The 24,551-nt window shown below is 62.5% G+C and carries 22 protein-coding genes; 7 read left to right on the forward strand and 15 right to left on the reverse strand.

Annotation, left to right across the window (positions count from 1 at the left end):
- Position 1: 1 nt before the first annotated feature.
- Positions 2–295 carry a hypothetical protein gene (locus ASILVAE211_RS12230; protein WP_227321588.1) on the reverse strand — a complete coding sequence of 98 codons (294 nt, stop codon included), beginning with the start codon at positions 293–295 and terminating at the stop codon, positions 2–4.
- 273 nt (positions 296–568) lie between these two features.
- Here ASILVAE211_RS12230 and ASILVAE211_RS12235 point away from each other — a divergent pair, with 273 nt between their 5' ends.
- The 3 genes from ASILVAE211_RS12235 to ASILVAE211_RS12245 all read left to right on the forward strand — a co-directional run bounded on the left by ASILVAE211_RS12235 (position 569) and on the right by ASILVAE211_RS12245 (position 3,216).
- Positions 569–1,345: an ImuA family protein gene (locus ASILVAE211_RS12235; protein ID WP_227321589.1), complete on the forward strand. Its 777-nt coding sequence runs from the start codon at positions 569–571 to the stop codon at positions 1,343–1,345.
- Positions 1,257–2,840: a Y-family DNA polymerase gene (locus ASILVAE211_RS12240; protein WP_227321590.1), complete on the forward strand. Its 1,584-nt coding sequence runs from the start codon at positions 1,257–1,259 to the stop codon at positions 2,838–2,840. Before ASILVAE211_RS12235 ends, ASILVAE211_RS12240 begins: the two co-directional genes overlap by 89 nt.
- Before the next feature lie 190 nt (positions 2,841–3,030).
- The gene (locus tag ASILVAE211_RS12245) at positions 3,031–3,216 is read left to right on the forward strand and encodes a hypothetical protein (protein WP_227321591.1); all 186 of its coding nucleotides are present in this window, start codon (positions 3,031–3,033) and stop codon (positions 3,214–3,216) included.
- Between the two features lie 46 nt (positions 3,217–3,262).
- On the opposite strand, the gene ASILVAE211_RS12250 is transcribed toward ASILVAE211_RS12245, so the two are convergent.
- From ASILVAE211_RS12250 to ASILVAE211_RS12260, 3 genes are all read right to left on the reverse strand, one after another.
- Positions 3,263–4,192 (reverse strand): O-fucosyltransferase family protein, encoded by a 930-nt coding sequence (locus ASILVAE211_RS12250; RefSeq protein ID WP_227321592.1) that lies wholly within the window; start codon positions 4,190–4,192, stop codon positions 3,263–3,265.
- The gene (locus tag ASILVAE211_RS26325; RefSeq protein ID WP_227321593.1) at positions 4,182–5,006 is read right to left on the reverse strand and encodes a CatB-related O-acetyltransferase; all 825 of its coding nucleotides are present in this window, start codon (positions 5,004–5,006) and stop codon (positions 4,182–4,184) included. The genes ASILVAE211_RS12250 and ASILVAE211_RS26325 overlap by 11 nt, the downstream gene beginning before the upstream one ends.
- A gap of 247 nt (positions 5,007–5,253) precedes the next feature.
- The gene (locus ASILVAE211_RS12260; protein ID WP_227321651.1) at positions 5,254–7,269 is read right to left on the reverse strand and encodes a hybrid sensor histidine kinase/response regulator; all 2,016 of its coding nucleotides are present in this window, start codon (positions 7,267–7,269) and stop codon (positions 5,254–5,256) included.
- A 272-nt stretch (positions 7,270–7,541) separates the two neighbouring features.
- On the opposite strand from ASILVAE211_RS12260, the gene mtnK reads away from it, so the two are divergent.
- On the forward strand, positions 7,542–8,843 hold the full coding sequence (gene mtnK, locus ASILVAE211_RS12265; protein WP_227321594.1) for an S-methyl-5-thioribose kinase: 1,302 nt from the start codon (positions 7,542–7,544) through the stop codon (positions 8,841–8,843).
- Between the two features lie 147 nt (positions 8,844–8,990).
- On the opposite strand, the gene ASILVAE211_RS12270 is transcribed toward mtnK, so the two are convergent.
- The 6 genes from ASILVAE211_RS12270 to ASILVAE211_RS12295 form a co-directional block, all read right to left on the reverse strand.
- Positions 8,991–9,812, reverse strand: a complete 822-nt coding sequence (locus tag ASILVAE211_RS12270; RefSeq protein ID WP_227321595.1) for a hypothetical protein — start codon at positions 9,810–9,812, stop codon at positions 8,991–8,993.
- Positions 9,813–10,161: 349 nt separating this feature from the next.
- On the reverse strand, positions 10,162–11,637 hold the full coding sequence (locus ASILVAE211_RS12275; RefSeq protein WP_227321596.1) for a Hint domain-containing protein: 1,476 nt from the start codon (positions 11,635–11,637) through the stop codon (positions 10,162–10,164).
- Positions 11,638–11,762: 125 nt separating this feature from the next.
- Positions 11,763–13,016, reverse strand: a complete 1,254-nt coding sequence (locus ASILVAE211_RS12280; RefSeq protein ID WP_227321597.1) for a cation:proton antiporter — start codon at positions 13,014–13,016, stop codon at positions 11,763–11,765.
- A gap of 6 nt (positions 13,017–13,022) precedes the next feature.
- On the reverse strand, positions 13,023–13,772 hold the full coding sequence (locus tag ASILVAE211_RS12285; RefSeq protein WP_227321598.1) for a GntR family transcriptional regulator: 750 nt from the start codon (positions 13,770–13,772) through the stop codon (positions 13,023–13,025).
- A gap of 71 nt (positions 13,773–13,843) precedes the next feature.
- Complete coding sequence (locus ASILVAE211_RS12290; protein WP_227321599.1) at positions 13,844–14,914, reverse strand: NAD(P)H-dependent flavin oxidoreductase; 1,071 nt, start codon at positions 14,912–14,914, stop codon at positions 13,844–13,846.
- Positions 14,911–15,345, reverse strand: coding sequence for an RrF2 family transcriptional regulator (locus ASILVAE211_RS12295; protein ID WP_227321600.1), 435 nt, complete (start codon positions 15,343–15,345; stop codon positions 14,911–14,913). Before ASILVAE211_RS12295 ends, ASILVAE211_RS12290 begins: the two co-directional genes overlap by 4 nt.
- Positions 15,346–15,431: 86 nt before the next feature.
- On the opposite strand from ASILVAE211_RS12295, the gene ASILVAE211_RS12300 reads away from it, so the two are divergent.
- Entirely contained in the window at positions 15,432–15,896 is a 465-nt protein-coding gene (locus ASILVAE211_RS12300) for a DMT family transporter (protein ID WP_227321601.1), read from the forward strand.
- A gap of 185 nt (positions 15,897–16,081) precedes the next feature.
- Here ASILVAE211_RS12300 and ASILVAE211_RS12305 read toward each other — a convergent pair whose 3' ends face one another.
- The 3 genes from ASILVAE211_RS12305 to ASILVAE211_RS12315 form a co-directional block, all read right to left on the reverse strand.
- Positions 16,082–16,849 carry an alpha/beta fold hydrolase gene (locus ASILVAE211_RS12305; RefSeq protein ID WP_227321602.1) on the reverse strand — a complete coding sequence of 256 codons (768 nt, stop codon included), beginning with the start codon at positions 16,847–16,849 and terminating at the stop codon, positions 16,082–16,084.
- Between the two features lie 66 nt (positions 16,850–16,915).
- Entirely contained in the window at positions 16,916–17,557 is a 642-nt protein-coding gene (locus ASILVAE211_RS12310; RefSeq protein WP_227321603.1) for an HD domain-containing protein, read from the reverse strand.
- A 19-nt stretch (positions 17,558–17,576) separates the two neighbouring features.
- The gene (locus ASILVAE211_RS12315; protein WP_227321604.1) at positions 17,577–19,070 is read right to left on the reverse strand and encodes a catalase; all 1,494 of its coding nucleotides are present in this window, start codon (positions 19,068–19,070) and stop codon (positions 17,577–17,579) included.
- A 338-nt stretch (positions 19,071–19,408) separates the two neighbouring features.
- Here ASILVAE211_RS12315 and ASILVAE211_RS12320 point away from each other — a divergent pair, with 338 nt between their 5' ends.
- Together ASILVAE211_RS12320 and ASILVAE211_RS12325 are read left to right on the forward strand one after the other, a co-directional pair.
- Positions 19,409–20,212 carry an AraC family transcriptional regulator gene (locus ASILVAE211_RS12320; RefSeq protein WP_227321605.1) on the forward strand — a complete coding sequence of 268 codons (804 nt, stop codon included), beginning with the start codon at positions 19,409–19,411 and terminating at the stop codon, positions 20,210–20,212.
- 151 nt (positions 20,213–20,363) lie between these two features.
- Entirely contained in the window at positions 20,364–22,556 is a 2,193-nt protein-coding gene (locus ASILVAE211_RS12325) for a patatin-like phospholipase family protein (protein ID WP_227321606.1), read from the forward strand.
- A gap of 146 nt (positions 22,557–22,702) precedes the next feature.
- Here the strand turns inward: ASILVAE211_RS12325 and ASILVAE211_RS12330 are convergent, their stop codons facing one another.
- Together ASILVAE211_RS12330 and ASILVAE211_RS12335 are read right to left on the reverse strand one after the other, a co-directional pair.
- Positions 22,703–23,689, reverse strand: coding sequence for an aldo/keto reductase (locus ASILVAE211_RS12330; protein ID WP_227321607.1), 987 nt, complete (start codon positions 23,687–23,689; stop codon positions 22,703–22,705).
- 9 nt (positions 23,690–23,698) lie between these two features.
- Complete coding sequence (locus tag ASILVAE211_RS12335) at positions 23,699–24,544, reverse strand: oxidoreductase (protein WP_227321608.1); 846 nt, start codon at positions 24,542–24,544, stop codon at positions 23,699–23,701.
- Positions 24,545–24,551: the final 7 nt, after the last annotated feature.

Here is a 24,551-nt window from a genome sequence, read left to right on the forward strand (position 1 = left end):
GTCAGGCGTGTTGGCGGCGGGTGATTTCGTCGAAGAGATCGACGACTTCCTGCGCGATGCGGCCCAGTTCGAAATCCCACCACTGTTCCAGCGCGACATCGCGGCGGCCTTCGGGGGCCACTTCCTCGCGCAAGGTGATGAACCGGTCCCACAGATCGGGCCAGGGCATCTGATCCTGCCGCAGCACCAGCAGATCCGGCACCAGAGCCAGGCGCAGCCGCACCTTTAAGGTGCCGGTACCGGAGGCGAGGACGCGGGTCGCCGTCAGGAACTTCTCGCGGGTCTCGTTCGCCATCCTCGTCAGCCTCAAGCCGTGGAATGAGGGCAATTTGCCCTACGGGCGGGAAGGTTAAGCGGTTTGCCGGCCCACGCGCCATAGGGCTGGACGCATAGGTCGGAAAGCCCAGCGCAGGGCCATGACGGCCGGCCGCTGAGAGACCGGATGAGGGAATAGTTCTAGCCATCTGAAATCCTTGAACCTGGCGTAAATGGCATCAGGCCCTGTCCAGATAGGGCTTTCCATCGGTCAAATGTTCACGTTATGTTCCTTATCTGATGAGGCCATAGCGTGACCAGAATTTCGGAAAACCAACAGCTTAGCGACCTGCGTGCCGCGATATCAGGCCTGGAACGGCTGAGCGGGACCAAGGCGGCCGGGGAGGTGCTGCCTTTCGGCGTGGCGCCGCTGGACCGGCATCTGCCCTGGGGCGGGCTGCGCCTGCCCGGACTGCATGAACTGGCCGATCACGGGTCCGGTCAGCCCTATGCGGCGGCGGCCGGGCTGATGGCGGCGGGCATTCTGGCCCGGCTGGAGGGGCCGGTTCTGTGGGTGACCGAGCGGCCTGATCTCTACGCCCCGGCTTTGGGCAATGTCGGGTTGAGCCCCGATCGCGTTCTGTATGTCACCGCCCGGCGGGCGGTGGCGGCGGTGATGGAGGAGGCGCTGCGCCATGGCCGCTTTGCCGGCGTGGTGGGGGAAGTGCGGCAGATTGCCCCCATCGCCGCGCGCCGCCTGCAACTGGCGGCGGAAGCGGCGGGCATGCCGGCTTTCCTGCTGCACCGGCCGCAGAAGCGGGAGCCGGCAAGCGGCCTTGCCCCCATCGCCGCCCTGACGCGCTGGCGCATCGCGCGCCGGCCGTCCGGCCCTGCGGTGCCCGAGGCCCCGCATGTGGCGGGCCTGGCCAGCGCCCTTTGGCAATTGGACCTCATCCGCTGCCGCGGGGCGGAGGCCGCATCCTGGATCGTGGAGGCATGCGATGCGACGGGTCATCTCCATCTATCTGCCCTTCTGGCCGACGGATCGCTGGCGCCGGCAACAGCGCAGCCGTATCGCCGGGCAGGTTAGGGATCCGGCCGAGCCCGCGCCCCCGCCCAGCGCGGCGGAGGATGCGGCACGGCCCGTCATCACCCGTCTGTATGACGGCCGGCGCCATGTGGTGGGGGCTGCCGATGCGGCGGCGCGCCGCCTGGGCATCCAGCAAGGCCAGCCGCTGGCGGAAGCGCAAGCCATGCATCGCGACCTGACCATTATCGATGCCGATCCGGCGGGGGATGCCACGGGGCTGCGGGCGCTCGCTGTCTGGTGCCAGCGCTATGCGCCGCTGACGACAGCCGATCTGCCGGACGCTATCCGCATCGACAGTACCGGCGCGGATCATCTGTGGGGTGGCGAGGCCGCCATGCTGGAAGACCTGCGCCGCCGCCTGTCCGGTGTCGGGCTGACGGTGCGGCTGGCGATGGCCGATACGCCGGGTGCCGCCTGGGCGCTGTCCCATTACGGGGCGGCCGAACCCGTCACCCTTTGCCCGGCGGGTGGCGTGGCCGAGGCCTTGCGCGTCCTGCCCATTGCCAGCCTGCGCCTGCCGCCGGAGACCCTGGCAGGGCTGGACCGCATGGGTTTCGCCCGCGTCGGTGAAGTGATGGACGCGAAACGCGCGCCGCTGTCCCGCCGCTTCGGCGCGACCTTGCTGCATCAACTGGACTACGCGCTGGGAACCCAGTTCGAACCCTTGGCGCCGCAGGCCGCCGCGACGTTGATCCGCGCGCGGCTGACCTTCGTGGAACCCCTGCTGACGGCCGAAGCCTTTGCCACCGTCATCGATCGGCTATGTCTGGATGTGGCCAAGGAGTTGGAACGGCGCGGGGAGGGCGCGCGGCGGCTCGATCTGGTCTGCGAGCGGGTAGACGGCACCGAGCAATGCATCGCGCTCGGCACCGCGCGGCCGGTGCAGCCGGCAGCACAACTGTCGCGCCTGCTGGCCGAGCGGATCGAGACCATAGACCCGGGCCATGGGGTCGAGGCGATGACGCTATGGGTGGCGCTCGCCGAGCCTGTCACGCCCGAGCAGATCGAAGCCTGGTCGCCGCAAAGCGGCGTCGCCAAAAGCCTGGGCGAACTGGCACCGCTGATCGACCGTCTGGTGGCGCGCTTCGGCCCCAGGCAGGTCTATCGGCTGGCCCCGGTGGAAAGCGATGTGCCGGAGCGGGCCGTGAAGCGCATTGGGCCGCTGGCGCCGCCGCAGGGGCGTGGCTGGCCACAAAGCCTGCCGCGACCGCTGCGCCTGCTGACCCCGCCGCAGCCGGTGCAGGCCATCGCCTTGCTGCCCGACCAGCCGCCCGTCGCCTTCACCTGGCGACGGCAGCGCTACCGCATTCGGCGGGCGGATGGGCCGGAGCGGGTCTTCGGCGAATGGTGGAAGCGCGGCGGCGAACGCGCGCTGTCGCGCGACTATTGGGCGGTGGAGGACGAGGCCGGCGAGCGCTTCTGGCTTTATCGCAACGGCGACGGCGAAGACTCAGAGACCGGCAATCTGGCCTGGTTTCTGCACGGTCTTTTTTGAGGATGTGCAGAGCCGGCCGTCAGAAATGGTGTCTGCTCAAACATATTATTATCAATGCGTTGCAAAGAACATCTTCAATGAAACGTGAGGATGGGTCGCTTTTTCGCATTCCCGCCACAGTTCTATCCGCACACAGGACGGCGCGGCGGATTGTCCGCGCTTGCCTGGCTTGACGTCGAAGGATGATTTTATGCGCAATTGGAAACAGGTTCTGATCCTGGTCGGCATGCTGTTCGCAGCCGGCAGCCTGTCCGCCTGCTGTGGCCCCTGGGGCGGCGGCTTCTGCGGCGGCTGGGGCCACCATCATGGTGGTGGCGGCGGCGGCGGTTACGGCGGCGGTCCGGGCGGCGGTGGCCCCGGCCAGGGCCATCCGTAATCCGATTCAAGCGGCGGGCCTCATCGGCCCGCCGCCATTGCTCTCGTTATAGGCGTGTGAACAAACCATTATCGGTTCTGCGAAGCAGGCTCTGTTTTTTATTGTACACGTAGTGATGCCTTACCGGGCAGCCCAGGTGAACATAGCTTTCCAATGCCGCCATATTGCTGAAAGTGGAATGCGAGTTTCCGACAAATACTTTGGCTGACCGGGCGATTTCAAAATCGATCAGTGACAGGCGCAACGGACCGAAAGCCTCGCTTTCCTGAGCGGTCAGAATATCCGACTTGAAGATCAGTCTCAGCCCGGTCGCGTCAAAACAATCGCGGCGGATTTTCTCTTTGGGATGAAGCAACGCTGCTTCGTCACAGATGACATAGAGATATTCGAGCATCCTGAATTCATCGCGAATTTTTTTCGCGATTAGGTCGTGATCAAGCCATACATCCTCGTCGAGATTGTGCAGCGCGGAGAGATGGGCGGCGTGAGTCTCCCAGTCTTTTTCGATCCTGAACTGCGCAACGGCAAGGTTGGGGTATCTGTTGATCTCCGACACGATCGTGTCGACGACCCGGCTGCGCCCGACATGGGTCTTCAGGCTTCTGATGGCATCGGCCACGAAAGCGTCTCGTTCCCGATAGCGACCGTCGAACATGCCGCTGTGAAACAGATTGGACGTCTTCCAGAAATAATTTTCGTAGCTGCTGCGATAGAGGGTGTCGTCATCTCTCAGCCGCAGCGTGACGTTCCATCGCCGGCAGAAATCCCGAATGCAGTCTTCGTCGAAAATATCGCCGAAGTCATAGGCGTCATATTTGCGCGCGATCTGGTCCATTTCCGTGATCTGCGGCAGCGCCAGCGGAAGATGAGATTCGAAACTGTCCAGAAAAGCCCCGAGCAGAGCCATTTTCTGATTGCTGATGCCGCCGCCGCCATGCACCGCATAGCCGCATACAAGATGAGCGTCATCCGACATGCAAAGAGGCCTTTGTCGTTTCCACCGCCGTGGCGGCGGTCAGAAATGCCCCGATATCGTCGGACATCATGAGGGGTAGGAATTCATCCACCTTATGAACCGGCCAGTCCCACCAGCGGATGCGAAGCAGGGCTTCGATCACGCGAAAATCGAAGCGATATCGGATCAATTTCGCCGGATTTCCGGCCATGATGGCATAGGGCGGCACGTCCTTCGTAATCACGCTATGGGCCGCAATGACCGCCCCATCGCCGATCGTCGCGCCAGAACTGATGAAGACATTGGCCGAGATCCAAACGTCATTGCCAATGACGACATCGCCTTTCGTGCTGTGATCCTTGACGGGCGGGGCCGACGGCCAGGCCCTGACAAGGGTCGCAAACGGATAGGTCGTGACAAAATCGGGCCTGTGATTGCCGAGAGCAATCGACACGCCGTCCGCCACCGAGGAATAGCGTCCGATCGTGAACTTTGCCATCTCCGGGCTAAAGAACGTGGGCTCTCCATAAGTGCAGTCGCCGACGGACCAGCCGAGATTCGTGATGTGCCAGCGCAGATGATCGGCGGTGCGAATGATGGCCCGGTCGCGCTTGTCCCAATCCTGCAGTTCGATTTGCACGGCCACGCGGGCGCCCGCATCGGCCAGGTAAAGACCCTGCATGACGAGGGTATCGCCGCTTCCGGTCGGCCTATCAAACCTGACGGCGGGTTCGCCCGATTCGCGCGTGATGACGAGCTGGTCATCGTCGATATGCCATAGCATTTCGACCCCGGGCATGACGCCCAGAACCCGCCCGCCGGGGTGAAATCTCACCGTCTGAACTGGGGACGTCCCGTCGAGGACGCTGTAGCTCCATAATCCGCTGGAGATAGTGTCCCGGTCGATCATAACGCTATTCCGAACATAAATTGTCATTTTTGGCCGTCAGCCGAGACCGCCGAAAAGCCAGCTATGACTGCATATCGATTGCGCAGCACGACGGCGCCATGACATCTGGGATCAATCTATCGGGGCGGTTGATCACCTCAGGCTGCGTCACAATGCAGCGCTTGCCGGCCCTTTACTTGCCGCCGCTGCCGGCTTTCGTCTCATGCAGCATCCGCTCAACGCGCCGAATAAGATCGTCGATGGAAAAGGGCTTGGTCAATACTTCCATCCCCGGCTCGATATGGCCGTGGTTGAGGACGGCATTCTCCGCATAGCCGGTGATGAACAACACGCGCAGGTCACGCTTCAGCACCCGCGCGGCATCCGCCACCTGGCGTCCGTTCAACCCGCCGGGCAGTCCGACATCGGTAATCAGCAGGTCGATCTCCGGCTCGCCCTCGAAGATCTTCAGGGCGCTGGCGCCGTCCTCCGCCTCGATACAGTGATAGCCGAGATCGCCCAGCGCATCCGCCACCAGCAGGCGCACGGTTGGCTCATCATCCACGATCAGCACGCTTTCGCCGCTCGGGTGAATGCGCGGCAGGCGGGCCGGTGCCACGGCCTCGCGCTCATCCTGCGTGCCATGATGGCGCGGCAGATAGATGGTGACGGTGGTACCCTGGCCCAGTTCCGAATAGATGCGCACCTGGCCATGGCTTTGCCGTGCGAAGCCATAGACCATGGAGAGGCCGAGCCCGGTGCCCTGGCCGATCGGCTTGGTGGTGAAGAAGGGATCGAAAACGCGATCCAGAATAGACTTATCAATGCCGCTGCCGGTATCGGTGACGCTGACGGCCACATACTGGCCCTGCACCATATTGCGCTCGCGCGCCGTGCGTTCATCCAGCCAGCGGTTGGAGGTTTCGATGGTGATGCGCCCGCCGCCCACCATGGCATCGCGGGCATTGATGCACAGGTTGAGGATGGCGTTTTCCAGCTGATTGGCATCGACCTGCGCGGTCCAAAGCCCGCCCGCCGCGATGGTCTCTACCGCAATCCCCGGTCCCACCGTCCGCTGCACAAGCTCCACCAATTCCGACAGCAGCTTGTTGATGATGGTGGGCTTGGGCGACAGCGTCTGCCGCCGCGCGAAGGCCAGCAGCCGATGCGTCAGCGCGGCGGCGCGGCGCGCGGCGCCCTGGCCGGCATGGATGTATTTCTCTACATCCGCCGTACGGCCCTGGGCCGCGCGAATGCCGATCATCTCGAAACTGCCGGAAATGCCCGCCAGAAGATTGTTGAAGTCATGCGCCAGCCCGCCGGTCAGCTGGCCCACGGCCTCCATCTTCTGGGCCTGGCGCAGCGCTTCCTCGGCGATGCGCAGCCGGTCCTGTTCGGCCAGCCGGTCCGTCACGTCATACCCGAACTGATAGGCGCCGATCTGCTCGCCGACGGCATTGCGCAGCGGGCTGAAATGCTGCTCGTAATAGCGGCGGTCGAGCGACGGATCACCGTATTCGTCGATCATCACATAGTCTTCGCCCGCGAAGGCTTTCGCCCAGGCCTTCCGCAGGTCGGCCAGCAACTCGGGATGCGCGGCCAGAAGGTCACCGATCTTGTCGCCGATCCGGGGGCGCGACCCGAAGACACGCTCGAATTCCGCCGCCGCCGCGCTGTTCACGGCCAGATAGCGCATCTCCATATCCAGCACATGGACAAAGGCATGGGTATTTTCGACGATGCCGGCCAGAAGCTGGCGGTCGGCGACAGCGGTCGCGACCCGCGCCTCCAGGGTTTCATTCACGTCCATCAAAGCCCGCTCGGCGCGTTTGCGGTCGGTTACATCCTTGAACAGAACCGCGACCTGCCGGCGGCTGGCGGGCTCGATGCGGAAGGAGGAGACTTCCAGGTAATGGCCGGTCGCGACCAGTTCCTGCTCGAAGCGAATGGGCTGCCCGGTGGCCAGCACCGCGCCATAGCGCGCCACCCAGGCATCGGCCTCATTGGGCACCATGTCGCGCAGCGTCTGGCCGACGACATTGGGGATGCCGGCATGGACCGCATAGGCGGGATTGGCCTCGATATGAATATAGTCGCTCAAAGGCCCATGCGGACCGTCGAAGAATTCGATGACGCAGAAACCCTGGTCCATCGATTCGAACAGGGTGCGGTAATAGGCTTCGCTGTCCGATTGCGGCACGGACGGCATCACGGGGTGCTCACCCGCATCAAGCGGCAGGCTAGAGGTCCGGAGGCATGCACGAGGATCGACATCGGAATCCAATTTTGCGGCGGATTTGACTTGAAGGCCTAAGCCCGCAGCGTCAAGCGCGGCCCGGCGGGATCGAGGGACTGTGATCGCAGGACCAGTTCGACGCTGGCCGGTGGTTCAAAAACCCCAGCGCCGCCGCTATGCTGCCGTCTGTAAAACAGAAGCCGGCCTTACCGGCCCCGTTCGTCTGAAAGGCTGCTGCGACGCCCATGCTCGATCACCCCAATGCCGATTACCGGATTCTCACCGCCGCCGATGTGCCCGCCTATCTGGCGGGCCTGCCCGCTATCGCGGGACGTCTGGGTGGCCAACCTGCGGACTGGACCTGTCAGGACGTCGCCGACGGCAATCTCAATTCCGTCTTTCTGGTCGATGGTCCGGCAGGCGGGCTTTGCGTCAAACAGGCGCTGCCTTACGTGCGTGTGGCGGGCGAAAGCTGGCCCATGGATGTCAGCCGCGCCTTTTTCGAGTTCAGCTACGGCCAGCGCATCGCGCCTTTCGTCGGTAGGCTGGCCCCGGCCATTCACCATTTCGATGCGGCGCAGTTCATCATCGTCATGGAAAAGCTGTCGCCGCATATCATCTTGCGCCGCGCCATGATCGCGGGGGAGCACCATCCGCGCGTGCCGGAGGATGTGGCCGATTACGTCGCCGCGGCGTCCTTCTATACCTCGGACCTGGCCGCGCCTTTTGAGAGCAAGGCCGCCGATCAGGCCATCTTCGCCCGCAATACGGCGCTACAGCGCATTTCCGTCGATCTCGTGTTCACTGATCCTTATGCGGTCAGCGAGCGCAACCGCATCACCGCGCCGCTGGAAGCCTGGGCCGCGTCCTTCCGCGCCGATATCGACCTGAAGGCCGCGGTGACGCGCGCGCGATTGACCTATCTGACACGGGCGCAGTCTCTGCTGCATGGCGACCTGCATTCGGGCTCCATCATGGTGACGCAAGCCGAGACGCGCGTGATTGACGGGGAATTCGCCCTCGTCGGGCCGTCTGGATTCGATATCGGCAATTTCATCGCCCATTACGTCATGGCCTGGTACGCCAAGCCGTTTCATGAGTCTGGCGCGACGAGCGTGGGCGTATTCCGCGATCATCTGGCGGCCGACATCGTGCTGTTCTGGGACAGGTTCGAGGCGCGGTTCCTGTCCCATTGGCGCGGCTTTGCCGGCGCGGCGGACGGTCTGCCGGCCAGCCATTTTTCCGGCCCGGCTGGGGCCGCGCGGGCCGAGACGCTGCGGCGCGCCTATGTCGCCGATCTGTTCCGCGACGCGCTGATGTTCATGGCTTGCAAGATCATCCGCCGTGTTTTGGGCTTCGCGCAGATCGCGGATTTTCTGGTCATTACCGATGAAGCGGTGCGCGCGCTGCCGCAGGCAGCGGCATTGGCCTTCGCGCGTTCGGTTCTGCTCTATCCCGAGCGCTACGGCGATATCGCGGCCATCGTCGCGGCCCTGCCGCGTTTCGACGCGGCCGGTCTGGACCCGGCGGTGACGCGGGGGGAGTAGGGTCTGTCAGACCATCCAGAAAGGTCACCCCCGCGAAAGCGGGAATCTGCTTCTCCCTAGTGCTACGAAAGAAGATCCCCGTTATTCGTGGGAATAACGTTGTTTTAACAAAAATTCGGCAGAACCTAGAGAAAGTGTATCTAGCGTTTATCGTGACGCTATATTTCGCAGGCAGTTTTTCAGAAGTTTGAGAAATTTTCCAAGTCGTGATTTCATCAATATCTGGAATAAGCAGGAATTTTCTACTTTTGTTTTTGCACAAGAAAATATAGACGAGAGCAATCTGAGCCAGGGATCTTCACTGTGCAAAAATTTGTGCATTGGCTCCAGGCAGAAAAATGTAAGACTTGCAAAAGTCAGTAGCGCGGAAGCGCAGGCTGCGCTGGTAAACCGAACGCGCCAGGGTGCGGAAAACCATTCATAATGTCCGCCAACGATACTGAGAGCCATCAAAGCCGCAGCACAGGTGATGAATGCTTTGGCTAGCAATAGGACGAGTAGGTAAGTTGGTGACATCAGTTTTTGAAACCATGCCGGCTGACGCATCGCAACCAGCTTTGGTTCAATATTTGCCGGAAACATATCGCCGTCAGCCAGCGGCATGCCGGATTTATTGGCTCTTTCTGGTAGGCAACCCAGAAACCCACAAATGATCCAAGTCAACAGGCGTGGGCCATAAATCAATGTCAAACCGCTCATGAATGCGATCAGCTCGCACTTGAGATTCATTTCCCCGAGGAAAATCTTGTTGAGGATTTGCCCTATTGGGCCGCTTGGTTGGCCGTGGCCAGAAAAAAAGCCAAGCTTTACAGAGGCGAAAATGGTAATTGCAAAAGCAAAGAATATATATGAGAAAATCCGAACGGATTCAAAAACATTCTTTCGATCATTGGGTTTCATAAGGCGAGCAGTCGCCCACAAATATCCCAAAAAACCGGTGAATACAGTAATCGGCCAAGCTAGGGTCACTTAAATCTATCCGTGGCAAAGCTGCTGCTTATCACATCTACGGCATGCTGGAGCCTTCATGTTATTGATATTTCAAATCAATTTTCATGCTGGCATTGGGGCTTTCTAGTGTCTGTCGGAGTTAAATCGAATCATCTCAAAAAGCCGTCATGCCGCGGGCGGCCCCACCCGGCCCCCGAGCTGGGCATCCAGACCTTGGGCGCCCTAAGCTGGATCGCCGGGTCAAGCCCGGCGATGACGAATATAGGATCGCTTCAATCTAAACCTGACAAACTCTAAGCCGTCATACCCGCTTGCGTGGGTATGACGGTGTTTCAATCAGAACCTAGCAGAGCCTCGCAGGAACCGATCACGCGACGGCGCGCTGATCCGCCGCAGCTAGCGCGGCGCGCGTTGCGGTAACAACCGGACCGGTGACGACCAGCGGCGCGCAGCCCATCACGTCCCAGCGCCACTGCGAGAAGTCGGGATGCATCTGCATGACGCCGCCGCCATTCTCAAAGGCGCTGCGGTCGGTCTCCGGCAGCAGGCTTTCCGCCTGCAATCCTTCCACCGTCAGCACGTCATGGCTGGCGAGCTCGACATGGTAATAGGTCACCGTGTCGCGCGGCATCTGGCAGACGGCGTCCCCGTCGATCAGGTATTTCACGGGGATCAGCACGTCATTCACATAAAGCGCATGGTCGGGCGACAGATACAGATCGCGGCTCGGCTGGCTAGGGCCGAAGGCATGGGCGCGCACGCGCACCGGCCAGACGCCGGTCGGGTTGGGGTGGCGCTTGCAATCCACCCGGCGATGGCCGACCCAGCGCACCTGCTGCGCGCCGCCAAACAGGCTGTCGACCATCATGCCCGGCGCGAGGTCTTCCACCGCCACCATGCCGGCGGGTGTGGCGATCAGGCTGCCGGCAGCGAAACAGGGCAAGGTCGCGATATAGCCGATGACGGTGGCGTCGGTCGTATCCGACGTTGTGTAGACACCGACAGCCGTATCCTGATAGCCGGAATTGCCCGAGGTCGTGGCCGCGCCCGGAACGGCGAGATCCGTCCAGACGATCTTGGTGAAATCATCCGAAATGGTCGCGGAGAAGGCAGCCTCGGTTCCATCCGCCGTCAGATAGTCGCCGGTCACGATATAGGTGCCGGCCGTAATGCCGCCGGTGATGCCGTCGAAATGCGTCACCACCGCGCCCGCATGGGAATAGGTGTAATAGTCGCCGGTCGCCATGTCATAGACATAGGCATCGCTGACCTGGACGCCGTTGTCTTCCTGGTCGACGCCACCGGCGATCACGCCGTCCCAGATGCCATAGGCCGTGGTGCTGATCGCGTCCGGAATCACCAGGGTGGTGAAGGTCTCGGTATCCATGTCGTAGATGAAGGCATTGCCGCCGGACGGATAGACCGCGTAATCGTTATTGGCCGTTGTCAGATCGTCGTAATTGCCGACGACATATTCGCCGTACGTGCTGTGCGGAATGGTATCCGTCGCCCCCGTCATGTCGATCGTCGTGTACACGCCGGTGGCGGCATTGTAGATGAAGCCGTTATCGGCCGCCGAATCCCCGGTCTTGTAGCTGCCGACGACGATGATGCTGCTGGCGGCGTCACCCGTGGTGGGGCCGTAGGGCACCGTGCTGTACGCGCCCGGATAGCCGATCATGATCCATGTCCCGGTCACATCATTATAGATGAAACCGTGATCATCGCCGCTGCTATCGACATACATGCCGACGATATTCTCACCGGCGATACCGGTGAGATAGGTCGAATAGACCGTTTCCCCGTCCGTGTAGCTGAGCGACGTATAGGTGACGTCCGACATGATCTGGGTTCCGCTCATTGGCCGGAGGGAGGCGCCGGCGCGTCCGATAGGCTTCGGCCAATAGCATTACCACAGATGGTTAGCAATTTGTGAAAATTGCCTGATACCATTGGGTTTTCTGGGCTTCAGCCTATCTCGCGGCTGTGGAAATTCCGCACCAGACGCGGCATGGTCAGCCCCTGGGCGATGATGGTGAACACCACAACGGCGTAGCAGACCGGCAGCAGATGCGCGCGCGGCGCGCCGTCCGGCAGGCTGAGGGCGAGGGCGACGGAAATGCCGCCGCGCAACCCGCCCCAGGTCAGCACGGCAATCGCCTGCCGGCCCATGACGTCCCGCAGGCGCAGCGCATAGATCGGCAGGACAAGGCTGACGGCGCGGGCCAAAAGCGACAGGGCAATGGCGAGGCCGCCGGCCACAAGATCAAGCCCAGTGACGGGAACCGAGACGACTTCCAGACCGATGAGCAGGAACAGCAGCGTATTCAGCAATTCGTCGATCATGGCCCAGAAGGTCATGACATGCTGGCGCGCCACGTCGCTCATCGCATCTTGGCCGGCTTCGCTGCCCATGGCGAGCCCGGCCATGACGACCGCAATCGGGCCGGACAGGCCCAGCCCATTGGCGAGGCTATAGGTGCCGGTCGCCAGAGCCAGCGACAGAATGAGTTCGAGATTGTAATCATCCACCCGGCGGATCAGCCGCAGGGCCAGCCAGCCCGTTGCCAGGCCCAGAAGGCCAGCGCCGCAAGCCTCTACGACAAAGCGGTAGACGGTGCCGAAGACCGTCGCGTCATGGCCGCTGGCCGTGGCAATGCCCAGCAGAACGGTGAAGACGACGATGCCGACGCCGTCGTTGAACAGCGCTTCGCCCGCGAAGATGGCGCGAAAGCCGGGCGGCAGGCCCAGGCGCTTCAGCAGCCCGACGACCGAAACCGGGTCGGTCGGCGCCAGGATGGCCCCCAGAACCAGGCACCAGATCAAAGGCACCGGCACGCCCAGCGCTCCGAAAACAAGCCGGATGCCAAATCCGAAGACCGCGACGGCGATCAGCGTGCCCCAGATGGCCAGCGCCATTACGGTCGTCTTGCGGCGCAGAAGCTCCCCGATATCGACATGCATCGCGCCCGCGAAGAGCAGAAAGGCCAGCGCCCCGTTCATCAGGGTGGAGGGCAGGTTGACCGTATGCAGCAAAGCCAGCGCCCAGGCGCGAAAGCTGAAGGGCGCGATCAGCGGGTCAAGCGCGATGGCGACAGCCGAGACGGCGAGCGCGATGATCAGCACGCCGGTCGAGGCATGGACGCGCAGCAAGCGGTAATTGATAACGCCGAAGACGGCGGCGAGCGTCAGCAGAACGGCAATGAAGCCGAGACCGTCCACCGCGCGTCAGGATGGATCGGTGACGGCGCGGCAGATCAGAGGGCGCCGGCTGGCGCTCGGCAATTCGGCGCGTTCGCCGACCGCCGTCAGGTGATGTTCCATCTGCGCCAGCGTCGAAGGTCCGTCACCCAGCGCCAAACTGTCGATCAGCGCCTGATGTTCCTGCACCGCGCATTGCCCGGAATGCGGCAGATGCTGATCGGACAGAAGCAGGGAGCAGCGGGAGACGAGTTCAGCGACATAGCGCGCCAGCAATGGGCTGCCGGTGGCTTCCGCCAGGCGCACATGAAACTCGCCGGACAGGCGGATGGATTCCGCGCCATTCTCGGACAAGGCGCGTTCTTCTTCCGCCACATGGGCGCGCAGCATGGCCAGCGTTTCCGCCGGCACTGGGCTTTCCGTCAGCCGGCCGATGACGATGAGTTCGATGCTGCGCCGCAGGTCCAGAATATCGGCGGCCTCGTCCGGGCTGGGCTTGGCGACGCGCGCATTCTGATTGCTGGGGCGGACGACCAGCCCTTCGGCGATAAGGCGGGCGAAGGCGGCACGGATGACGGTGCGGCTGACGCCGAAGCGCTGCGCGATATCGCCTTCCGGCAATTTGGTGCCGGCGGGCAGGCGCCGCTCGATGATGTCGCGGCGGATGGCGGCATAGACCTTGTCCGGCCCGTCACCGGCCCGGATCGGCGCCTTGCGCCGGCGGGCCGCAGGGGCGGGCGTCTGGAGAGGGTCAGGAAGGGAGGAAACGTCTGCCATGGCCCTGCCAGTCCTAACGAAAGGTAACAGGCTTGACCATGGCGATCAGACAAGCGGGGTCTTTGAAATGCCTATCGTAACAGTTCGGAAGCCCGGCCCCAGATCTGTTGCAGGATATCGGCGGCCGGCAGGGCCAATGCGAGTTTGGCGGATTGGCCGGCCCAGGCCTGCATCCGGTCCATGTCGCCCGCCGCTGCCGCAGCCGCGCGCATCGGCGCCGTCAGGTTGCGCTGCACCGGATAGGGCGCGGGCAGGGGCGCATCCCGCTCTGCCGCCGCGCGTAGGTAAGCGCCCGTGATGGCCCGGCCGGCGCGGCCGGAAAAGGCGCGGGTCAGCATCGTCCCCTCCGGCTCGGTGCGGGCGATGGCATCGGCCCAGGCCGGCGCGATCTGCGCTTCCGGGCTGCGCAGGAAGCCGGTGCCGATCTGCACCGCGCTTGCCCCCAGCAGCAGGGCGGCCGCGACGCCACGGCCGTCGGCAATGCCGCCCGTGGCGATCAGCGGCACGGTCAGCCGATCCGCCAGGATGGGCAGGAGGGAAAACAGCCCAACCGCCTGCTGCTCGGCACGGTTGGCATCGAAGGCACCCCGATGCCCTCCGGCTTCCGCGCCCTGCACGATCACCGCATCCGCGCCTGCCGCTTCGGCGGCCAGCGCCTCCGCCAGCGTGGTGGCGCTGGCGAACCAGGCGATGCCACGGTCCTTCAATACGCGAACGAAGGCTGGCGGATACAGACCCATGATGGAGGAGACGGCAGCCGGCCCCGCATCCAGCACCGCCGCGCATTGCGCCGCGAAATCCAGCGGTGGCGTGTCCGCAGCCTCGGGCGGCACCGCCGGTCCCCAGCCTTCCAGAAAGCGGCGCTGCGCGGCTTCCAGACCGGCGTCGCGCGCCGGCGGCGCATCCGGAATCCAGAGATTGATCTGAAAGGCGCCATTGCTGCGGCTGCGGAAGGCAGAGGCCCAATCGGCTATGCCGGCCGGCGCGGTCAGCAGCGCGCCCAACCCGCCCATGCCGCCGCCATTGGCGACGGCGGCGGCGAGGTCCGGCGGGCAGGCACCGGCCATCGGCGCCTGCAAAATCGGAACGCGCAGGCCGAAGCGGCGGCAAAAGGCCTCAGCCCTGTCGCGCGGCGTTGTCATGACAAAGCGGTCTCTCTCTGTCCGAACAGCGCGCGCAGCTCGGTCGGGCGCGCGGCGACGTCAGCCAGCGTGTAGCGGTCCAGCACGGCCAGGAAGGCCCGGGTGGCCTCGGCCAACAGGCGCGGCAGGCCGCAGGCGTGGGCGATGACGCAGCCTTCGCAATCCACCAGATCGAAACCGCCCTCGGTATGCCGCACCAAGGCGCCGATATTGATATCGCCGGCCGGGCGGCCGAGGCGCAGGCCGCCATGGCGGCCGCGCACCGTCTCCACAAAGCCGGCGCGGCCGAGATCCTGCACCACCTTCATCAGATGGTTTTGCGAAATATCGTAGCGCGCGGCGATGCGGCCGATGGAGGCAAGTTCGCCCTGGTCGGCAGCCAGATGGATCAGCACGCGCAGCGCATAGTCGGTGTAGCGGGTCAGTTTCATGGCCCGTCACAATACAGGCATTTGACATGAATGTATACGAAGGTCAGTAAAGAGGCATTTAAGATACCTGATTAACGGAGCTTCCGATGCGATCCACCTTCATCCTGGCCGTCTGGACCTTGCTGGCCGGCGCCGGCATTCCCCTGATCGGCGTGCTGAACAGCGGCATGGCACGCAGCGTCGGCAATCCGCTGGGGGCGACGGCGGTGATGTTCGCGGTGGCCTGTCTGGTGGCTTTCGGCCTGTCGCTGCCCTTCTACGGCCTGGACGGCTATGGCCGCATCGGCGCGGCGCCGCTCAGCAGCTATGGCGCGGGATTGCTGATCGGCTTCTATGCGCTGTCGGCGACCATCGTCATTCCCCGTTTCGGGGCCGGCAATTTCATCGCCTTCATCCTCGTCGCGCAATTGGGCACGGCGGCCCTGGTCGATCAGTTCGGTCTCTTCGGCATGGCGCGCAACCCGGCCAATGCGCTGAAACTGGGCGGCTTTCTGCTCATTCTGGGTGGTGTGATGCTGATGCAAATCTCCGGCAAGCGCGCAGGCGGCTAAGCGGGGCCGGCTAGGCGCGGCTCTTCGACTATGGAGAACTGCGTCTTGTCGTGCTGGCCCTGCTGGTCATCCCCTTTCGCCCCCGGAACTCCGTCCCTTATCGGCCGTCCGTTGATCCGGGTGTTCGTCACCCGCGCGATGACATCACGCAACATGCCGCCGCTTGAGACTGGGTGAGACCGCGATCAGGATGCCTTTTCAGCGCTTTGGGCTGCTTCCTCGATCACCTTCGCCACAGCGCGCGGCTGCACCAGGAAGATGGCGTGGCTGCCCTTCAGCGCCGTCACCGTCATATCGGCATGCTTATACATGGCGCGCTCAAGATTGGGATTGATCATGCGGTCTTCGGTCGCGACGATGGCGAAGCTCGGCTTGGCCTTCCAGGCCGGCGTCGTGATGGGCGTGCCGAAAACCTGGCCATTCACGAGAACCTGCGACATGGCCATGAACTTTGCCTCGGCCAGCGGCACGCCGGCTGCGAAATCGGCCGGGAATTTCGCCGGATCGACATAGAGATAGCCGTCCTTCGTCGGCGTGATGCTTTTGGCAGCGGACGGCATGGACCCGGCGAGCGCGCCCAAGGTCTGTCCGGCATCCGGCGCGAAGGCCGCGACATAGACCAGGCTCGCGACATTCGGGTCGTTCCCGGCTTCGGTGATGACGGCACCACCATAGCTGTGACCGACGAGCACGGCAGGGCCGGAGAGACCGTCCAGAATGCGCTTGGTGCCGGTCACGTCATCGGCGATGGAGGTTTCCGGCTCCTGCACGATGCTCACATGATAGCCGTCATGGATCAGGATATCGGCGACCGGCTTCCAGCCTGAGCCATCGGCGAAAGCGCCATGTACTAGAACGATGTTTTTAACCGGCGCGGCGGCTGAGGCCACAACGGGCAGCGCCGATAGGGCGGCGAGCGATGCCATCGCGGCAAGGGCAAATCTGAATGTCATAGCAAAATCCTCTGGCTGCCGGATCAGTCCGGCAGCGCATGCAAACAGGGGATAGAGGGGAGAAAATCAGCTCGGCCAGGCGGAGGCGCGAATGACCGAGCAGAAATTGCCGCGATGGAAATGCGGGTCTTTGTCGGCCAGAACGTCGGCTTTCACATTGCCGAAGGTCGTGTCCGGCTTGTGCTTGATGCCGTCATAGAAGGCCTGAATGATGTCTTCCTTGAAATGCGCCGTGCGCGGATGCGCGCGCACGATGGTCTCGCGCTCCTCGTCGCTGTAGTCGTTATAGGTCAAGCCCAGGACGTCCATCTCGACACCGGCCGTGACCAGGGCGATGACAGGATGCATATGCTGCGGAATGCCAGGCGTGGTGTGCAGCGCGATGGCTGTCCAGACCAGATCGATGTCGGAGGCCGAGATATGGCGCGATTGCAGAAAGTCCCGCGCGGCATTGGCACCATCGACCTCGAACCGCTCATCCGCGCTGCTGTGCTTCCTGGTCAGCCCCATGTCGTGAAACATGGCGCCTGCGTAAAGCAGTTCCGGATCGCAGCGCAGGCCGCGATGCTGCCCGGCCAGCGCGCCGAAATGATAGACGCGGCAGGAATGATGAAACAGCAAAGGGCATTCGGTATCGCGCACAAGCTCAGTGATTTCGGCAGCCAGCTTGCTGTCGGGCACGGAGAGTCCGGGAAGCATCAGTGACATGGCGTCCTCCTGTTTTTGGTTATTCGGCTGCGCCGGCATCGATGAAATAGCGAGCCTGCGCTTCACGGAGGTGAATCAGCGCCTGGCGCACGCCTTCGCCGTAGGCCGGGTCGGCGCGGGCGCAATTGTCGATATGGCGTTCCTGAATAGGCTCGGCGGCGCCGCCGATCTGCCTTGCCGTATTGTCGAACAGCGCCTGCCGCTGGCCGGGCGTCATCATGCGGAAGAGATCGCCCGGCTGCTTATAGTGATCCTCGTCCACCCGATGATCCCAATGCGCGATGGCGCCATCGGCGGCCACGGGCAATTCGTTCAACGCCGGCTGATCCTGCCATTCGCCCATGCCATTGGGGAAATAGCTGGGGGTGCGGCCCAGATTGCCGTCCGTCCGCATGGCGCCGTCACGGTGATAGCTGTGATGCGGGCATTGCGGCGCATTGACGGGAATATGGTTGAAATTGACGCCAAGCCGGTAGCGCTGCGTATCGCCGTAGGAGAACAGCCGCGCTTGCAGCATCTTGTCGGGTGAAAAGCCGATGCCCGGCACGATATTGGCGGGTGAGAAGGCGGCCTGTTCCACTTCGGCGAAATAGTTCTCAGGATTGCGGTTGAGCTCGAAATAGCCAACCTCGATCAGCGGATAGTCGCCCTTGGGCCAGACCTTGGTCAGATCGAAAGGATTGAAGGGAAAGGTCTTTGCCTGCTCATCCGTCATCACCTGAATGAACAGGGTCCAGCGCGGAAAGTCGCCGCGTTCGATGCTTTCGAACAGATCACGGCCATGCGTCTCCCGATCCTTGCCGATCAGGCCTTCGGCTTCGGCATCCGTCAAATTCTGGATTCCCTGCTGGCTGCGGAAATGGAATTTCACCCAATGCCGCACGCCGCCGGTATCGATCATGCTGAACGTATGGCTGCCGAAACCATGCATATGGCGATAGCTGCGGGGGATGCCGCGCTCGCTCATGACGATGGTAACCTGATGCAGTGCTTCCGGCAGCAGGGTCCAGAAATCCCAGTTATTATCGGCACTGCGCAGGCCGGTGCGCGGGTCGCGCTTGATGGCATGGTTCAGGTCGGGGAAACGCAGCGGGTCGCGAAAGAAGAAGACCGGCGTATTATTGCCGACGATGTCCCAATTGCCGTCCTCGGTATAGAATTTCATGGCGAAGCCGCGAATGTCGCGTTCCGCGTCCGCCGCACCGCGCTCACCGGCGACGGTCGAGAAGCGGATGAACATCGGCGTTTCCTTGCCGATGGCCGAGAAGATTTTGGCTTTCGTGTAGCGGGTGATGTCATGCGTGACTGTGAAACTGCCGTGCGCGCCGGAGCCTTTGGCATGCATGCGCCGCTCGGGGATAACCTCCCGGTCGAAATGGGCCAGTTTTTCGATCAGCCAGATATCCTGCAACAGCGCGGGGCCGCGCGGTCCGACCGTTTGGATATTGAGATTGTCGGACACGGGGGCGCCGGTCGCATGGGTCAGATGACCGGGCGAATCTTGGGTCGACATCACGCCATTTCCTTGTGACACTATCATTGCAAATACGGCCAAGCCGGTACGAGCGTCGCCATGCAGAAAACGCTTGGATGACCCTGATCCTACGGTTAGAAGCATGGACGGTCTGGGATAAATCGGGTGCCTATGGGACAAACCTGCCCCGAAAGCTTTTGGCTTTTTGTGGGGCTCTCGACATCCAGACGCCGCCTCGGCACATCGTTCCTCGACGGCCGTGGGGCTGAGTGAAGGGGTTTCGCGTGCAGGTTGACCGCATCTCCAGAACCTTGAGCGAAAGGTTCAAGATCGCGCCGCCGTCGACGATTGCGGCGAAGCTCGTCGGGACCACGCAAATGACCTTTTCGCGGTTCCAGAATCTGGAATCGCGGCCGGGCTATTCAAACCCGCCGGAGCGCGAGGAGGCTTTCACCTTTTGCGTCTCGCTTAAAACCGCGCGGTATTCCTGGGTGACGATGCCGGGCAAAAGCCAGTCGGTTCTGCAATCCCCCGGCGAAGCCTATCTTTTCGATCTGACGTCCAACCATCGCGTCAGCCTTGATGCGACTTTCGACACCGTCCGCATCCATATTCCGCAAACCGCCATCGATCAGATGGCTCATGAAAAAGGCATTCGCCGCATCGGCGGCTTCCACTCCAAATATTTCGGACCGGACGACCAGATACTCTATCGCCTTGCGCATACGATATTGCCGGCGATCGAGAATTCATCAGAAGTCACGACGGCTTTTGTGGAATATATTGGCCTCGCGACTTTCGACCACATTGCCTATACTTACGGCGGCATACAAAAGGGCAGCCGCCTGTCCGGTGGGCTCAGCCCCTCGCAACTCCGCCGCGCCTGCGATTTCATCGAAGCCAATCTGGCCGGCGACCCGTCAATCGTGGCGCTTGCCGGCGAATGCGGCCTCTCGATGAGCTATTTCGCCCGCGCCTTCCGCGTGACAACCGGCATGACACCGCATCAATGGATCATTCAGCGACGCGTCGCGCGCGCGAAATCCCTGATCCAGAATTCGAAAATGACGCTGGTCGAAATCGCCCTGATCTGCGGCTTTGTCGATCAAAGCCATCTCGGCCGCCATTTCCTGCGTGTGGCCGGACGCACCCCGGCACAATGGCGGCGCGAACACATCTAGCGCCTGATGACAGGCCGATGACGACAGGTGTTCGTTGCAGGTGCAATATTGACGTCATCAACGAAATGTGATGTCCCAGCAAGTGAACGATACAGCGACGGTCTTGCCAGCGGGCGGGCCGGCTTTTTGACTTTCACTGAGGGATATCCGTATGTCGGCGAGCCTGACCAATCATCAGCCGAGCAGCATGGCCTGGCAGTCGCGGACCCAAAAGGCCGAGGCCGATGGAATCAAAGACGGCTGGACTGATGACGTCAAAGGTTGGTTCATCGGGCAGGAAGGTCACGGCGTCGACGAAGCGGCGATAGCCAAGGACTTCACCGCTCATGTGCAGCGGCTGGTATTGGATGCGACCTCCAATCTATCGGAGGTCGATGCGGCAAGCGTGCGGACGCAGGCTGAAATTCTGACCAAGACTATTCTTCATGACGCCTTTGGCTTCGAAGCCGGTGCCAGCCGGGCCTTTACCGATGCGCAGTTCAGCTTCGCCGTCGTGAAGGCCAATGCCCTGGCAGCCGAAGCGGTGCTGGAAGCGCGCGGCGCGATCAAGCTGGACCACACGCCGCCGCAATTGACCGTCTTCCAGCCCAAGGATGGATCGCTGAAGCTCAATCTGATCCAGACAGCCGCGCCGATCGAAAATCTGGTGCTGCGCGGTGGCGGCGGCAAGGGCCTCGCCTATGGGCCGACCCTGACCGCCTTGGACAAGTCCGGCGCGCTTGACCAGCTTGACCGGGTGATCGGCACCTCGGCCGGCGCGCTGACCGCGACGGTGATGGCCGCCGGTGTGTCCGCGACCGCGTTCGAGGACTTCGTCAACAAGACACCCACGGACACGCTCAAGCAGACCTCGGATAATTTCGACAAGCTGTATCCGACGTTCAGCACCAGCTGGGTTGGCTACAAAGCCGGCAACATGATCAATGCCGTTGACAAGTTGACGGGCGAGCAGGTGCAGACATACCTGCACAAGCATTGGGATCAGATCAGCCAGAATCCCAATATCGCTGAAGGTGAGCGTGCACGGCTGCAACAGCTGATGACGACCAATATGGCAACCGATCGCAGCCACCAGATGGTGACCTTCGGTGACATGGCCCTGCTGCACCGGATCGATCCTGCGGTCTTCAAACTGCTGAGCGTGACTGCCTGGGTGGAAAAGACCGGCAAGCCCTTCGAATTCACCTCCGATGCCGCCAAGCCGGCCTTCGCAGACTGCAAGGATATCCCGCTTGCCTTCGCGGCGCGCGCCTCCATGGCCATTCCGGTTTATTTCTCAACCGTGAAGCTGGATATCAACGGCAAGACCGTGGAATTCACCGATGGTGGCGTCGGCAGCAATATGCCGGCGCATCTGGTGCCGGGCTGGGATCCGGACGCCGCGGACAAAGGCGGATCGGACATCAATGCCGGCACTTTGCTGATGACCTTCGACGATGGCGGAGAGGCGAACAACCGGCTGCACGTGAAGGAAGAAACACCCTGGTACGGCAAGGCCTGGAACTTCGTCACCAATACGGCAGCGGCTAAATTCACCGGCAACCCTGGCTATGGCGATGTCCAGAAGCAGGATCAGAAAAACGAGCATACGGCAGGCCCGAACACGCTGTCCGTCAAGCATGGCTCGCTTGGCACGCTGTCGATGTCCCCGGCCGAGATCACGAAGGAATTCGCCAATTACGCCTCGCGCGGCGGTGCGGCGACCTATGTTCTGAACCGGCTTGATCAGGCCGATTACAAAGTCTTTGAGCTGAAGATGGTCGACGGCAAACTGTCGCAGGAGTCGATCGACCAGATCCTGGGTGCCATGAAGCAGGCCGATCGTCTGGCCTTGGTCGAGGCCGGGCCGCCGCAGCGCGCGGAAGGGGAGACGGATATCTCCTTCGCCGTTCGCCAGACGCTCTATGACTATGTCGAGGGCCAACTGCATCCCGAGCCGCAGGTGCAGCTCAGCGTGCTGGAGCCGGAGGTTCTGGAATCTTCCAGCCTGATGGCGCCGGCCGAGGATGCGCTTCTCGTCGCCTCCGTCGAGGATTCAACGATCGTGACCCTGTCTGGTAGCGAGGTTGAGCAGCTTTTCCTCAACGGCGACAGCAGTGCCATCACGCTCGATTTCGTGGAGAGTGCGGACAGCGCCGCGGCCGGCGGGGATATTTACGGCTTCCTCAACCAGCATATCGTGGAGACGGAAATCGTCGAGGGCATGGCCGCCCATGACGTCGTCAACCATGCAGGCGCGGCCATCGACCTGTTGGGGCCGGACGACCTGGCGGATGGGGCAGGGGCGATGACGGCCCTGCTGCATGGCCATGATCATAAATCGATGACGGGTTTCGAGGAGTAGCCTGCCGAAACGGTTGTTACATCATCCCATAACCGTCATTCCCGCGAAGGCAGGAATCTTCTTTCTGTTTTACTCCGACAAGACGTAGAAGATGCCCGCTTTCGCGGGCATGACGGTTGATTCTTCAATCAAAGCAGGAAAAGACCCTAAAGCCCGACCGCCTTCATGCCTTCGGCCGGGTAGCGGTTGCCCTGGAAGGCATCGGGCGGCAGAATGCGGTCAATCTCGGCCAATTCCTCCGCCGACAAGGTGACATTGGCGGCGCCAAGATTTTCCTCTAGGAATGTTCTCCGTTTCGTTCCCGGAATAGGAATAATATCCTCACCCTGGGCCAGAACCCAGGCCAACGCCAACTGGCCCGGCGTGCAGCCGCGCGCCTTGGCGAATTCCGCGATCTTATCGGCCAGATCGACGTTCTTCTGAAAATTGTCGCCCTGGAAGCGCGGCATATTGCGCCGCCAGTCATCGGCCTCCAGATCGGCCGGGCTTTTGATCTGCCCGGTCAGGAAGCCACGGCCGAGCGGGCTATAGGGAATGAAGGCGATGCCCAATTCCCGTGTCACGGTCAGGATATCGGCCTCGGGCTCGCGGCTCCACAGCGAATATTCCGTCTGCAAGGCGGCGATGGGATGCACCGCATGGGCGCGGCGGATCGTCTCCGGCCCAGCCTCGGACAGGCCCAGGTGGCGCACCTTGCCTTCGGCCACCAGTTCGGCCATCGCGCCCACCGTATCCTCGATCGGCACAGTGGGGTCGACGCGATGCTGGTAATAGAGGTCGATGACATCCAGCCCGAGGCGTTGCAGGCTCGCCTCGCAGGCCGATTTCACATAGGCCGGGTCGCCGCGCACAGGGCCGCGATTGCCCGCCGCGTCCCAGGTATTGCCGAATTTGGTGGCGATGACGACATGGTCGCGCACCGGCCCCAGCACGCGGCCGACCAGCTTTTCGTTCTCGCCCATGCCATACATATCGGCGCTGTCGAAGAAGGTGACGCCAAGCTCCACCGCATGCAACAGGGTCGCGATGGATTCCGCTTCGTCCCGGCCGCCGTAATAGGCGGACATGCCCATGCAGCCGAGGCCGATTTCACTCACCAGGGGGCCGCCGGCCCCGAGTTTACGTTGCTTCATATGGGTTTCTCAGGCTTCCGGAAAATCGGCGCCCAGGGTCGTTTCCTCCCAGGTGTCGAAATCAGCGGTAAGTTGACGGACTTTTTCGCGGGCGCCATCCATGGCCATCGCGCCGAGCACGAGGCGCAGCGGCGGGTTGGACGAGGCCACGACATCGATGATGGCCTGGGCCGCGCGCACCGGGTCGCCCTTCTGGCTGCCGCTATAGCCCTGCATCATGCGCAGCCGGGCGTGAACGGTGCTGTCGTAATCGGCGATGACGGTTTTCGAGCGGCCCAGGGACCGGCCGGCGAAATCGGTGCGGAAGGGGCCAGGCTCGACCAGCAGCACTTTGATGCCCAGCGGGGCGCCTTCCTGAGCGAGCGATTCCGACACCGCTTCCACCGCATGTTTGGTGGCGGAGTAGTAGCCACTGCCCGGGAAGGCGCGGAGCCCAGCGATAGAGGACAGATTGACCACGAAGCCCGAATGGCGGGCGCGCATGCCCGGCAGCACGGCCTTGGTCATGTCGATGAGGCCGAAGACATTGGTATCGAACATGCTGCGGATGGGTGCATCCTCGCCCTCTTCGATCGCGGCCATATAGCCGTAGCCGGCATTGTTCACCAACACGTCGATCTGGCCGAATTTCTGCTCGGTCTGCTTCACGGCGTGATGGATGGCGTCGAGATCGGTGACGTCCAGCGCAAGCGCCAGACCCTTATCCTCATACCCTTCGATCAGGCCGGCAATCTTGGTGACGTCGCGGGCGGTGGCGACGACGCGATAGCCCTGCCGCAGCAGCAGGGTGACGAGTTCGCGGCCGAAACCGGTGGAGCAACCGGTAATGAACCAGACAGGGGTTTCCGTTGTCATGCTAGGA

This window comes from Acidisoma silvae, assembly GCF_020618775.1.
In the GTDB taxonomy this organism is placed as follows: domain Bacteria; phylum Pseudomonadota; class Alphaproteobacteria; order Acetobacterales; family Acetobacteraceae; genus Acidisoma; species Acidisoma silvae.